Below are 12,704 nucleotides of genomic sequence, written 5' to 3' on the forward strand. Positions count from 1 at the left end.
TTGAGAGTCGAGAAGAGGACTGCCGTGAAGATCATCCTTGCTGGAGAGGGCGCGATCGGGCGCCGGCACATTGCGGCGCTGCGTCGCATCGACGATGTTGAGGTAGTGGCTCTGTCGGGAGGCGTAGCAGAAGACACCGAGGCGTTTGCTGACGAGTTCGAGATTGACCACTGGGCCACCGACTTGTCTCAGGCCCTCACGCTCGACGCCGATGCCGTGATTCTGGCCACGCCGACGCCGCTGCACGCTGCCCAGGCCATCGAGACCATGCGAGCGGGCAAGCATGTGCTGGTCGAGATACCGATGGCCGACAATCTCGCCGACAGCGAACAGTTGGCACGAGTTCAGCATGAGACGGGCCTCACTGCGATGGTGTGTCATACCCGCCGCTTCAATCCCAGTCACCAGTGGATCCACGAGCGCATCACCAGACGTGAGTTGAAGCTGCAGCACCTCGTTGTCGAGACCTTCTTCTTCAGGCGCGAGAACCGAAACGCGATGGGCAAGCCCCGCACATGGACCGATCACCTGCTGTGGCACCACTCGTGCCACACCGTCGACTTATTCGGCTACCAGACGGGGGAGCCGATAACTGCCGGATGGGCGCAGCAAGGCCCGGTGCACCCTGAGTTGGGCATCGCAATGGACATGACGATCGGCATGAACGTCCCGTCGGGCGCTCTGTGCACGCTGTCGCTGTCGTTCAACAACGACGGTCCGCTCGGCACGTTCTTCCGATATATCTGCGACAACGGCACCTACATCGCTCGCTACGACGACCTTGTCGACGGCTACGACAATCCGGTGGACCTCTCGGGGGTGGCAGTCTCGAATGACGGCATCGAATTGCAGGACCGCGAGTTCATCTCGGCGGTGCTCGAGGGCCGCGAGCCCAACGCTTCGGTCAGCCAGTGCCTCGGGGCCATGCAAACGATCGACATGCTGGAGCAAACGCTGGCCGTCCCTGCCTAGAAGACGGATGCGCCCTCAATTGACACAAGTCCATAGTTGGACGCGCTATCAAATGGGCCATGGCGGAGCTGCACAGGCCTGATGCCGAGGCGCTCGCCTTTGACGAGGCGTTCGAGCGCGATGGCACGATCAGGCCGCTGTACCAGGCGATCGTGCAGCGCTTCTCGGGCATGGACGCGGCCGAGCTGCGGCGCCGGGAACGCATCATCGAGGAGGAGTTCCGCCGCCAAGGCATCACGTTCACTGTCTACGGCGATTCAACGGGCACCGAGCGGACCTGGCCGACGGCATTGTGCCTGCCTGGCTCGTGCGGTCGTCGGCGGGGTTTTCGGTCGGTGTTTCGGCGGAGCTGGCCGTAGTTGGACAGCCACGAGTTGGTGCGCTCCACGGTCCAGCGCAGCCCCAGTGGCGCCGTGTTGGGCTCGCTTGCGGCGCCGGGCGGCCGTTTGGGCGGCCGGCAGATGTCGTCGATGCCCGCAGCCGCGGCGGAGTCGTCGACGCGTGCGCCCCAGTAGCCGCGGTCCAGGTGCAAGGTCTCCACGTCGTGGTGCAGCCCGCGGCGGGCGATCCCCTCGACGGTGGGGTCGAACAGCATGATGTCGTTGCGGTTCGCGCCGTCGGCGGCCCACCCGACCGGGATGCCCGCCCCGTCGGTCGCGATCGACCACTTCCATCCGAGCTTGCGCCTGTCAACAGGGCTCTTGCCGGTTCCCTCGCCGCCGCAGGGCGCCTTGTGGACCGAGCCGTCAATGCACACCTCGGCCAGATCGAGGCCCACGATGCGGTCCCAGGCGGCGATCGCCTCAGCGGCAATGCCGTCGAACACCCCGGCTGCTTCCCACTCGTCTCGGCGGGACCGCAGCGTCGTGTCCGACACCTGCCGGCCCAGCAGCGCCTCCGCGGTCTGCCACGAACAGCCCGTCACCAGCCGCACCAAGATCCCCCCAAAGCACAGCCGGTCCGATATCCGAGGCCGATGCCCGCCCTTGGGATGCCGGTCAACGCGCACCGGCACCCTCGGCTCGACCGCTACCCACACAGCATCCACTATCTCCGGCTCCAAAGCGCGCATGATGACACCGACCTCCACGGTCGTCGGGTTTGGGACAACCCGACCAATACACCGGGAAACACGACGACCCGTGGACGGTCACCCACCCCGCCACACCATCAATCCGCGCGGCCTCTTAGGACAGTTCTGGATTCGTCTTCGGCCGAGCCAATAACTTCGTCGGACGCTACCTGCACGCCACTGGGGGGCGCGGCCTCTATCTCGCTGTTCCCGCGTCTGCCCAGCGCCAGCTGCGGAGGCGGCCGGTTCGCGGAGCGCCGAACAGCACCCGTTGGTCACGCGGGTACCCTGCGAAGAACGGTTGACCGTGAGCGTCCGGTCCGCACGCCTCGAGGAGTCCACAGGGTGAGCGACACGCAGCTCAGCGCTTGGCTAGAGGTCATGCCCGAAATCGCAGCGGCAGTCAACGATTTCCAGTCTGAAGCCGTCCAGCGTGACGCGTTCCGGGTGCTCGTCGACCTTGCCGGATTCGATGTTTCCCGCATCGACTGGAATGAGACGGCAATGTCGACAGCGCTCCTCGAAGGACTCCTCGGTCAGGCCGGTTTCGGGGAGCTCATGGACAAGCTGGCGGCCATCGAGTCCACTTCGTCCTCGCTGGCACCCGATGAGGTGGAGCGACGGGGCGCTCTCTCTCCTGAAGAGCTTCGCGAGATGGCTCGACAGGCGGGTCGTGGTGAGCCTGTCAGCCTTGCATGACCCAGTGGCGTGACTTGGCGCTTAGCTGACCCGCACCGCTGCTTCGATGAGTGGGCCGATGGCAAGAGCGACGACGACCGAGAGCGGCTGCTTGTCGGACTCGCAGATCTTGCCGACCGGCCTCGTGACGAACTGCCGGGATTCCGACTGACCGCTCGATCGCCGATGAACCGCTGGACGATCATCGGTTCAACTCTCGTCGTCATTCGGAGTTACGAAACCGCCGGAGTCTTTGATTTGGTGGACCTTCGGGACCTGTGAGTTCGGCTCATGCCGGTACCGTTCGCAGCGCATGGCTGACACTTCTGAGGCTGCCGCGGCGCCGGGCGCAGCGCTGTCGGCGGATCACCCGATCCACCGGTTGGGCGACAGCCTGTACTTGCGGGCGGCCCGATGCTGGCGGACCGAGCAGGTGCCGGTGTGGTTCCAGCGCCAGGCCGGGCGCTCGCTGCCGGAATACCGGGCGCTGCGAGCGCAGGGCAGCATTCTCGACGCCATCGCCGATCCGGCCACCGCCGCCGAGATCACCCTGCAGCCGGTGCGTCGCTGCGGTGTGGATGCGGCCGTGCTGTTCTCCGACATCGTGGTGCCGGCAGCCGCAGTCGGCTTCGGGATCGACGTGGTGCCCGGCGTGGCGTCCTCCCAGGCAATTGAAGGCACTTCGCCCAAACCGTGCCGACCGGAGAGACCGTGAGATTTCTACGGCGCGCCGACCACCCCAGGGTTTCGTGGCTGATGGTGGTCGGTGTGCTAGCTGTCGTAGTGTTCGCAGCAATGGTGCTGCGAACGCGTGCCGCCGTAATGTCGTGCACTGAATTGGCCGACGAGGCCGAACGTTTGGCGGACGCTGAGTTGAGCTGGCGCAACAGCGGACTCGACCGCTTGGCCTTTCAGGCTGGGGCATTGGCCGCCGAGTTCGCAAACGCTCAGGGCTTCACATGGGGTATGGCTGATGACGCTGATCGCTTGGCAGCCCAGACCGAGCGTTGGAGGTCGAGATACATGCACTGGGTCGACGAAAAGGTGCAATGGAGGGAGCAGGTGGAGCGCAGGGCTTCTTGAGACCAGCGCGATGAGCGCTGGGTTTCTGAGCTTGAGCGCATAGACGCTGAAGCGGAGTCCAGTAGGACCGGACGCTTTGTCTCTCAACTTCTGCGTGAGCGGGCTGCTATCAAACGCTTCGCGCAATTCGGAGCCGACGAAGCAGATTCGACCGTTGACGGTGAGAACATGGACACCGTCGATTTGCGCTTGACGGCCGACGGCTTGCGACTGGCTGCAGCGCGCGGGAGTTTGGGGTGCGAGTTGTAGCGCCGTAGAGGGTGGAAATTCGATTCGCGCTGGTTTCCACGCGGTGACAATCAGACGCTCTTGGTCCAGTCAAGACGGCGGGACAGGATCCCCACGCGACCGGTATGCCCGCCGCGTCTATCGACACCGCGTCGTGCAGCAAGGATTCGACTGACTGCCGCGAACAGCCCGTAACCAGCCGGATGATGAACTCCCGCAGCCGCAGTCGGTCGCAGATCCGGGGCCGGTGACAGCCCAACGGGTAATCGTCAGGCGCCCGCGGCAGTAGCAGCTCCACCGCCGGCCACACGGCATGCGCCACCTTCTTGGATAGAGCGCGCTTGATGAAACCGGCCTCCACGTTCGCCAGGAATCAAACAACCCCACGAATACACCGGGGAACCAGGCGACCCGCGAAAAGCCATCTATCCGCGCGGCCTCTTAGCCGACGGCATTGTGCCTGCCTGGCTCGTGCGGTCGTCGGCGGGGTTCGAACGCAACGCGTTCGGGATCAGCGTGCCCCACGATGCCCACTGCGTGATCGCCGGCATCGACCTGGTTCGTGACGTCGAGGGCCAGTACCGGGTGCTGGAGGACAACCTGCGCAACCCCAGCGGGATCAGCTACGTCATCGAGAACCGTGCGGCGATGACCAAGTCGTTCCGGCCCGATTCGACGCTGGGCGTGCCCGGACTGCTCGGCGCTATCCGTGCACCAAAGCGGTCAGCGCCGGAACACGGGAGCAGACCGGCGGCGAGGTGTCGATGGCAACCGGCTGCTGGCGTTCACTCATTCGCTGCAGGCGGCCCGCCGCGAGATCGGCCACTCGCCGAGTTGGGCACGGCGTTGGCCACGCTTGCGACTGACGTGCATGCCAGCACGATCGCTGGTTCGGGCCTGGTCGAGGCCGCGCCTGAGCCGGTGAGCTGCGAGCGACTCGGTGATCAGCAGTTCCTCAACGAACACGTGGAGTACTTGGCGCCTTCGCAACACGTGCAGTGGGGAGATCTCATCAACGAAGTGGCCTCGTGGACCATCCGCTCGGCTGCCGATGACGTGCGTGAACAGGTGCTCGGGATCGTTCAGGCGGTGCCCACCGTGCTGACCTACGAGCACGGCGCCGCCTTCGACGGTCACCGAGCCGATCCGGCGCCAGGCTCGCGTCGCTGGGGGCTCCCCGGCAGAACTGGCCCAGCCGTCGGCCCATTAAGGCGACCAACAGCAATAGCGCCCGCCGTCACGATGCGTGATCGATCTGTCACCAGGGATCGATCGGGTGCTTGCGCCCGGTGCGCGGCTGTGGCGCAGGCAGGATTGCGAGCAGCCGGGCGACCAGGTCCCGCGTGTCGGCCGGGTCGATGATGTCGTCAAGCAGGAACGCCCTGGCGAACTCCAGCCCGGTATTGCGCTCCTTCCACTCCGCGACCCGTCGCTCCCGGAGCTCCCGGCGCGCTGCGTCGTCGGGTGCCGAGGAGAGTTCGTCTCGGTAGACGATGTTCACGGCTCCCTCGAGGCCCATGCCACCGAACTCGGCGGTCGGCCACCCGACGATCAAGTCGGGCGCCAGCGCATCTGAGCCCATGGCGTAGTACCCCAGCCCGTACGCCTTTCGCAGGATCACGGTCAGGATTGGCACGTCGGCTGCGCTCAGCGCCATCAGCGTCCGAGCGCTGTGGCGCACCAGAGCAGTCGCCTCCGCTGCAGTGCCGATCATGAAGCCGGGCGTGTCGCACACGAACAACAGCGGGATGTCGTAGGCATTGCACAGTTCGACGTGGCGGGCGAACTTCGCCGAGCCCTCGGCGTCGATGGCACCTGCACCGAACATCGGGTTGTTCGCAAGCACGCCCACGACGTGCCCTTCGATGCGGCACAGCGATGTCGAAAGGCAACGGCCGAATCTCGGCCGCAGTTCCATGACCGAGCCCTCGTCGGCCAGCGTGGCCACGATCTTTCGCACGTCGTATGCGCGCCGTGGATTCTCGGGCACCATCGTGCGCAGCGGCGTCTGGTCAGGTGCAGTCATCGCCGACGGTGCAGCGATTCCGGTGAAGTACGACAAGTACTTCCGCGCAGCATCGAGTGCGGCAGCTTCGTCCCCGACGACGAATTCGACGGTGCCGATTCGCTCATGCATCGACATCGGCCCGAGCTCTTCGGGCGTGAGCATCTCGCCGGTCGCCGACATCACGAGCGGGGGGCCCGACAGTCCCAGCGTCGAGTCCTCGGTTGCGATGATGACATCGGATGTGCCGGCGATGTTCGCCTGGCCGGCGAAACTCGGTCCCGACAGGATGGTGACGATCGGCACCAACCCCGACAGCCGCGCCAGCTGCACGAACGTGGTCACCATGCCGCCGTCATAGTGCAACTCGCTGGCACGGGCCCCGCCGCCTTCAGACCAGAAGATGATCGGCCAGCGGTTCCGCTCGGCCACTTCCATCATCCGGTCCATCTTGCGGTGGTTGCGGGGACTCTGGCTGCCGCCCATCACCGTGTAGTCGTAGGTGAAGGCACACACGGAAACGCCGTCGACGAGCCCGACGCCCATTACCAAGCCGTCCGCGGGAGCGTCGCCGAGCGAGCGCAGCTGAGGTTGTGCGAGTTGCCCGTACTCGACGAACGTGCCGGGGTCGAAGAGAGCGGCAATCCGTTCGCGGGCGGTCCAGCGGCCACGAGCGTGTTGGCGAGCCACTGCGGTGGGGCGAGTCTCGTCAAGCGTGGCGTCGCGGGCGGCGAGAGTCTTGGCGAGCAGCGGCGAGATATCGGGTTCCGGTGAGGCGTCTTCGGTCACACGGCAAGAACCTAGGGATCGCGCGGGGAGGGCGCACTCGCGGCGTTAGGGTGCGCCGCGTGAAGCCTTCTGACGAAGCGCTGGCACACAGGCGGGCGCGAGTGGCCAAGCGCTGGGAGCTGACCGACGAGGTCGTGCTCCTTCGTGCGGGCGAGCCGGCGAGCTGGTCGGGCACCGATCAGCACTTCGCATTCCTGCCGCATCCCGATGTGGCCTACCTGACGGCGGTGGGTTCTCCCGGCACGACGCTGGCCTTCGACGCCGCAGCGGGCGAGTGGGAGTTGTTCGGCCCCCGCTTCAGTCCCGAACGGCTCGTGTGGGAGCAGCCGCCGACGCCCGTCGGCCGGCCGCTCGAAGAGCTAGAGGACTGGCTGGCGCAGCGCAGCGACCGCACGCTCATCGAATTGGGCGCCGGTGCTGCGATGCCCGAGGTGGTGCCTGCCGCCTCGAATGACGTGGCTGAGTCCACGGCTGAGGCCACGTCAACGGATGAGACCACGTCAACGGATGAGGCCACGTCCACGGCTGAGGCCACGTCAACGGACCCGGCCGAGGAAGACGCAGCGGCGGACGATCAGTCCGACCCGTCGCCCCCCGCAACGGTGTTGCGGCTGAGCGCCGCCGTCGCGCTCGAACGCATGACCAAGGACGAAGCCGAGCTCGACGACATCCGGCGAGCCGCCGCAGCCAGCGCTGCCGGCTTTGAGTGGGTGTACCGCAACGCCGTTGGGGGCATGACCGAACGACGGATCCAGATCGGGATGGAGGCGCAGTTTTTTGCTGCTGGAGCGCCTCGTGTGGCCTACGACAGCATCGTGGCATCGGGTGCCCACGGCGCCTACTTGCACTATGTCTATGCGGGCGACGACCCGCTTCGCCCCGCGACCCGCGCCGTGGAGGCAGGCGACCTGCTGCTGATCGACGCCGGCGCGCAATTCGGCGGTTACGCCAGCGACGTGACCCGCACGATGGTGGTCGGGGCCGACCCCACCGATGAGCAGGAGTACCTGTGGAAGCTGGTGCTCAGCGCCCAGCAGCAGACGATTGATATGTGCCGCCCCGGCATCCAGTGGCGCGAGGTGCACTTGGCCGCTGCACGCACGTTGGGGGCGGGACTCGTCGAGATGGGAGTGCTGCGGGGAGATCCGGCCGAACTGGTGACTGCGGGCGCTGTAGCGCTGTTCTTCCCCCACGGGCTCGGCCACCTGCTGGGCTTGTCAGTGCACGACGCCAGCGGATTTCCGCCCGGCCACGAGCGCAGCGATGACCCGCAATTGCGGTACTTGCGCACGGACCGGGGTCTCGAAGCCGGCATGGTCACGACCGTCGAGCCGGGCATCTACTTCATCGACGCGCTGCTGTGCGATCCAGCTCGGCGCGAGAAATTCGCCGAGAGCGTGGTGTGGGAACGAGTGGAAGAATTGCGGGGATTCGGCGGCATCCGCATCGAGGATGACGTGTTGGTGACCGATGGCGAACCGGAGGTGCTCACCGCAGCGATCGCCAAGCCGATGCGCATCGGTTGAGAGGGCGGGTGTGCGACGATCGAGAGTGCCCCCGCAGTGCTGCCGGGCTCGTGCGACGGCAGGCAGAGCGGCATGAGTCCGAGCGAGCAGAGCTACGACGCCATCGTCATCGGAGCGGGCGTCATCGGCACCGCGATCACCTGCGAGCTGGCTCGGCGCGGCTGGCGTGTGCTGGGCGTTGACCGCAACCCCGGTGCTGGCCAAGGCTCCACCAGCGCTTCGTCGGCCATCGTGCGTTTCACCTATTCAACTCGGGCCGGAGTTGCCATGGCCTACGAGGGCCTGCAGTACTGGCTGCGCTGGCCGCAGCACGCCGGGACGTGCGACGAGGCCGGCTACGCAGGGTTCAGCCAGTGCGGCATGGTGACCCTGCTCAGCGACGCTGAGGATCACCTGCTGCCGCTCCCGCATTTCGATGCGCTCGGCGTTCCCTACGAGATCTGGGATTGCGGCGAGACCGTCGCCCGGCTCGGCCCGCTCGACCTGTCCCGTTTCGGCCCGCCCCGCCAGCTCGGCGATCCTCAATTCTGGGCCGAGCCGACCTCGCAGCTGCGGGGCGCGCTCTGGTCGCCCGAAAGCGGCTACATCGGCGACCCGCAACTCGCCGCCCACAACCTGCGGCTGGCGGCCGAGTTGGCCGGCGCCGAGTTCCTCTTCGGCGTGACCGTGACTGGGATCGCTGGCGCCGGCCGGGCCGAAGGCGTCGTGCTGGCCGACGGCACCGAGGTGGCGGCGCCGGTCGTGGTGAATGTCGCAGGACCGCACAGCAGCGCTGTCAACGAGCTCGCTGGCGTCGTCGCAGACATGTCCATCACCACGCGCCCGCTGCGCAAGGAGGTGTACCACGTGCCCCCGCCGCCGGGCGCGGACTTCGAGCATGACGGCGTGGTCATGGCCGACGTTGACTGCGGCTGCTACGTGCGGCCCGAGGTAGGCAACAACATGCTCATCGGCTCCCTCGAGCTGGACGCGACGGACTTCGAGTGGCTTGGCACCGACGAGATCGATGACTGCTCGCAGGATCTCAGCCGGGAGCAGTGGGAAACCCACGTCCTGCGGTTCGCCCGACGCATGCCGGACCTTGGCCTGCCCCGCCAGCCGCGGGGAATCGTCGGGGTGTACGACGTGACCGACGACTGGATCCCCATCTATGACCGCACGTCGCTTGATGGCTTCTATGTGGCCATCGGAACCAGCGGGAACCAGTTCAAGAACGCGGCGGTAGCCGGTCACTGCATGGCCGAGCTGATCGGAGCTGTGGAAGCGGGCCATGACCACGACACCGACCCTGTCGTCGTGACCGGAAGACACACTGGTTTCGACATCGACATGGGCACCTTCTCCCGCAGACGCGATCTCCACGGCTCGTCGATGTCGGTGCTCGGCTAGTACCGAGCACGCATGTGACGGTGCTCGGCTAGTACCGAGCACGCATGTGACGGTGCTCGGCTAGTACCGAGCACGCATGTGACGGTGCTCGGCTAGTACCGAGCACGCATGTGACGGTGCTCGGCTAGTACCGAGCACGCATGTGACGGTGCTCGGCTAGTACCGAGCACGCATGTGACGGTGCTCGGCTAGTACCGAGCACGCATGTGACGGTGCTCGGCTAGTACAGGGGGAGGCGCCGACCCTGCAACCAGTGGGGACTGCTTGTGCAGGGCCGGCGCCGAATGTGCCTAGCTAGGGCGATGGGTTGTGTAGAGGTCCTCCAAGTCGATGACTGACAGGGCATGAGTGCCCCTGTGGTAGGTGGATCCGAACACGGCGATGAAATAGGTGCCGGACGTCGGGACTTCGAGCACCAGATGGGCCTCGAGGTGCGAACCGCTGCCGCCGTCGAAGGCACCTGAGATGCGCTGACCATTCGCGTCGTGGAGCCAGAGTTTGGAGTTGCCCAGCGTGCCGACGCCGCTGCCCTCGCCCTGCGCGTCGATCTGATAGCGCCGACCTCCTTCGAGCTCGACCCGGAACCAGTCCTTGTCGCCCGCAAGGTCGATCACGCCCGATACCGCCGTACCGGTGACCCACGAGTCGTTGATGTAGATCAGTCCCTCGGTGCCGGTGTCCTGCGCCAGGTCGCCGGGGGGCAACGTCGTATCCCGCACTGTCGGTGGCCGAGCCGTGGTGTCGTGCACCCGCAGCCGGTAGTCGCCCGTGCCATTGTCGGAACCGATCGTGACCAGGTAGCGCCCGCCGGTGCCAGGCGAGAACCAGCGACTGACCCTCCAACCCGGCTCGTGCCAGCACTCGCGCGAACCTGGTCTGCGCTCGTCAGGTGTCTCCGCCGAAGCGATCCCGTGGATGCAGTTGAAGATGCCTGAACGGTTCCGCTCGTACATCTGGATGTAGTAGGTGTGACCCGCCACGGCATCGATGGCGAACGTGTCGCGGTCGCCGTGGGTGTTGACGGTGCCCAAGAACTCGTCAACGAACTGGCCGTAGTTGTTGAACTCGAGAGTCAGCGGTTCAACCCCGGGGACGTCGTCGGGCGGCAAGTCGATCTCGTGGACTTCGACCTCCCAGCTAAGCGGACCGGTTGCATACCGGAAGTGGAACCAGCCCATGTCGCCCACCTCGATGTAGTGGGTGCCGATCTCCGTCGGCCGGAAGTTGATGTAGCCGCTGGTATTGGATGTGCCGTATGGGTTGCCGTCGAAGGAATGTGATCCGGTGATGAGTTGCCCATCCGGGTCGTGTATTCCTGCGATGAAGATCCGGCGCTCGCCGTCCGTCGAGTTGAACGTGCCCTCGATGCGGTAGGCCTGCCCGGCCACCAGGTCAACGGCCACCCAGTCGGCGTCGTCCTTTCCGCAGAAGTCGTCGCTCGCGCTGCCGCCAACCGCCACGCTGAGCGGCGTCGAGGCGTCCGCAACTGTGTCGGGATGCGTTCCGCAGAAGTCCGGAGGCGGCCAGGGCGGCTGCGGCGGGTTGTTGTCTTCATCCTGGCGGGCCGTCACCGGCTCGGACGTTGTCGCGTCAGCGCTCTTGCCAGCACCCTCGCCGTCTGCGTAGGTCACTGTGGCCCGCAGGTACATGCCCACGTCGTCGACCGTGGGCATGTAGTGATCTTCGGTCTGGCCGTCGATGGGATCGAAGCTGCCGTCCAGGGCGGCGCTCTCAGACCATTCCCATGTCATGTCATCGGTGGGCCCGTCAACATCGGACAGGGTTGCCTCGACCATCGCGCCCTCTTCGGGGGCCATCGGTGCGAGCTCCACCATGCCGGGCTCGTCCACGTTGGTTACTTCGAGACTGACGGTGTGGAATGTCACGCCTCCGGCGGTGTCGACGGCTGCGAATTCGAGGTTGTAGTCGGGCACGGTCTCGAAGTCGAGTTCCTCTGCAATCCTGATCTGTTTCGTCGCGGCATCGAGCTCGAATTCCGATTCGACGCCGGTGAAGAGGAGCGTCACCTCGTGCCCGTCGTAATCGGTCGCTTCAAACGGAGCGCCGATGAGCGTCCCGACCTCGGCATCCTCGGGAATGCTGAGTTCCTCTGGCGTAGTGACGAACTGGGGCGGGTTGTTGACGCCGTCGTTGTCGGCGATCACGATCGTCTTTCGGTCGGTCGGGATCACCGTGTCGCCGATGTCGAGCGGCTGCGGCAGGGGGGACTCGAAGTACAAGACGAACGTCTCGCCCGGCTCGTCCTCGGTGTCGTCGGTGATCTCAATCTCGATCTCGCCGGTCAACGTGTAGTCGCCGGAGGAGTCGACCGTGAACGAACCGACCTCGAACGTGAAGACCCGGGATTGGAATCCGAAATCCGCAGTCGGGTCCGCGGTCACCGGCGCTGTCGTATAAAGGAACGCCACACCCTCATGGAGCCCATTGACATCTTCGAAGGTCCCGGGCGTATTGCCATCGTGTACCCGGATGAAGAACGGGACGGTCAGACTGCCCGCGGCCTCGCTGACGTGCACGGTCGAGGCATCCCAGGAGACCGTGATCGGCACGTCGTCGTCTATCAGTGCCGTCTGTGCCTCTGATTCAGAGCCAACCTCGTACGTTGCCTCGCTGTCAGCGATCGTGATCGTCACGACGCCCTCGGGTTCGACCACCAGATCGTTGACGATGATGAAGTCGAAGCTGTACGACGCCTCGCCAGCGGGGATCGTCTCGGTGAACGACCGCTCGATCGCGTCGGTGAAGACCACCCCGGTCTGCCGGGAGTCGAGCTGCACCTCGAGATTGGTCGCCGGGACCGGGCTGGCGTGGAGCGTGAAGCTCATGGGGCCGTCGGGTTCGTTGTGAGTAGTTGCCCCGGCGGTGATCGTGACGGTAGGGAACACCTCTTGCCGGGCTACGTTGTCGGCTGCCTCTGCGGGGGCCGAGGGTAGAAAGAGCA

11 protein-coding genes and 1 pseudogene are annotated in these 12,704 nt (G+C 65.8%); 8 read left to right on the plus strand and 4 right to left on the minus strand.

The features are described from left to right. The first annotated feature begins 24 nt into the window (after window positions 1–24). On the plus strand, window positions 25–972 hold the full coding sequence (locus tag ACOQPH_RS02835) for a Gfo/Idh/MocA family oxidoreductase (protein ID WP_420623236.1): 948 nt from the start codon (window positions 25–27) through the stop codon (window positions 970–972). A gap of 247 nt (window positions 973–1,219) precedes the next feature. Here ACOQPH_RS02835 and ACOQPH_RS02840 read toward each other — a convergent pair whose 3' ends face one another. Continuing rightward, on the minus strand, window positions 1,220–2,062 hold the full coding sequence (locus tag ACOQPH_RS02840) for an IS5 family transposase (protein ID WP_420623237.1): 843 nt from the start codon (window positions 2,060–2,062) through the stop codon (window positions 1,220–1,222). Between the two features lie 327 nt (window positions 2,063–2,389). On the opposite strand from ACOQPH_RS02840, the gene ACOQPH_RS02845 reads away from it, so the two are divergent. The 5 genes and pseudogenes from ACOQPH_RS02845 to ACOQPH_RS02865 all read left to right on the plus strand — a co-directional run. Continuing rightward, a complete protein-coding gene (locus tag ACOQPH_RS02845; RefSeq protein WP_420623238.1) occupies window positions 2,390–2,743 on the plus strand; it encodes a hypothetical protein in 354 nt (117 codons plus the stop codon). A gap of 9 nt (window positions 2,744–2,752) precedes the next feature. Next, window positions 2,753–3,004 (plus strand): hypothetical protein, encoded by a 252-nt coding sequence (locus ACOQPH_RS02850; RefSeq protein ID WP_420623239.1) that lies wholly within the window; start codon window positions 2,753–2,755, stop codon window positions 3,002–3,004. A gap of 31 nt (window positions 3,005–3,035) precedes the next feature. Further along, complete coding sequence (locus tag ACOQPH_RS02855) at window positions 3,036–3,437, plus strand: uroporphyrinogen decarboxylase family protein (RefSeq protein ID WP_420623240.1); 402 nt, start codon at window positions 3,036–3,038, stop codon at window positions 3,435–3,437. Window positions 3,438–3,517: 80 nt separating this feature from the next. Continuing rightward, entirely contained in the window at window positions 3,518–3,805 is a 288-nt protein-coding gene (locus ACOQPH_RS02860; RefSeq protein WP_420623241.1) for a hypothetical protein, read from the plus strand. 699 nt (window positions 3,806–4,504) lie between these two features. Continuing rightward, window positions 4,505–4,636: pseudogene (locus ACOQPH_RS02865) on the plus strand (circularly permuted type 2 ATP-grasp protein); the annotation flags it as partial. Between the two features lie 186 nt (window positions 4,637–4,822). Here ACOQPH_RS02865 and ACOQPH_RS02870 read toward each other — a convergent pair. Next, the gene (locus tag ACOQPH_RS02870) at window positions 4,823–5,170 is read right to left on the minus strand and encodes a hypothetical protein (protein WP_420624396.1); all 348 of its coding nucleotides are present in this window, start codon (window positions 5,168–5,170) and stop codon (window positions 4,823–4,825) included. A gap of 121 nt (window positions 5,171–5,291) precedes the next feature. After that, entirely contained in the window at window positions 5,292–6,827 is a 1,536-nt protein-coding gene (locus ACOQPH_RS02875; protein ID WP_420623242.1) for an acyl-CoA carboxylase subunit beta, read from the minus strand. Between the two features lie 59 nt (window positions 6,828–6,886). Here ACOQPH_RS02875 and ACOQPH_RS02880 point away from each other — a divergent pair, with 59 nt between their 5' ends. Then, a complete protein-coding gene (locus ACOQPH_RS02880; protein ID WP_420623243.1) occupies window positions 6,887–8,353 on the plus strand; it encodes an aminopeptidase P N-terminal domain-containing protein in 1,467 nt (488 codons plus the stop codon). Between the two features lie 72 nt (window positions 8,354–8,425). Further along, window positions 8,426–9,742, plus strand: a complete 1,317-nt coding sequence (locus tag ACOQPH_RS02885; protein ID WP_420623244.1) for an NAD(P)/FAD-dependent oxidoreductase — start codon at window positions 8,426–8,428, stop codon at window positions 9,740–9,742. 290 nt (window positions 9,743–10,032) lie between these two features. Here the strand turns inward: ACOQPH_RS02885 and ACOQPH_RS02890 are convergent, their stop codons facing one another. After that, the gene (locus tag ACOQPH_RS02890; protein ID WP_420623245.1) at window positions 10,033–12,648 is read right to left on the minus strand and encodes a cadherin domain-containing protein; all 2,616 of its coding nucleotides are present in this window, start codon (window positions 12,646–12,648) and stop codon (window positions 10,033–10,035) included. Window positions 12,649–12,704 lie beyond the last annotated feature (56 nt).

Origin of the sequence: Candidatus Poriferisodalis sp., from assembly GCF_965221945.1 — a bacterium.
Lineage (GTDB): Bacteria > Actinomycetota > Acidimicrobiia > Acidimicrobiales > Poriferisodalaceae > Poriferisodalis.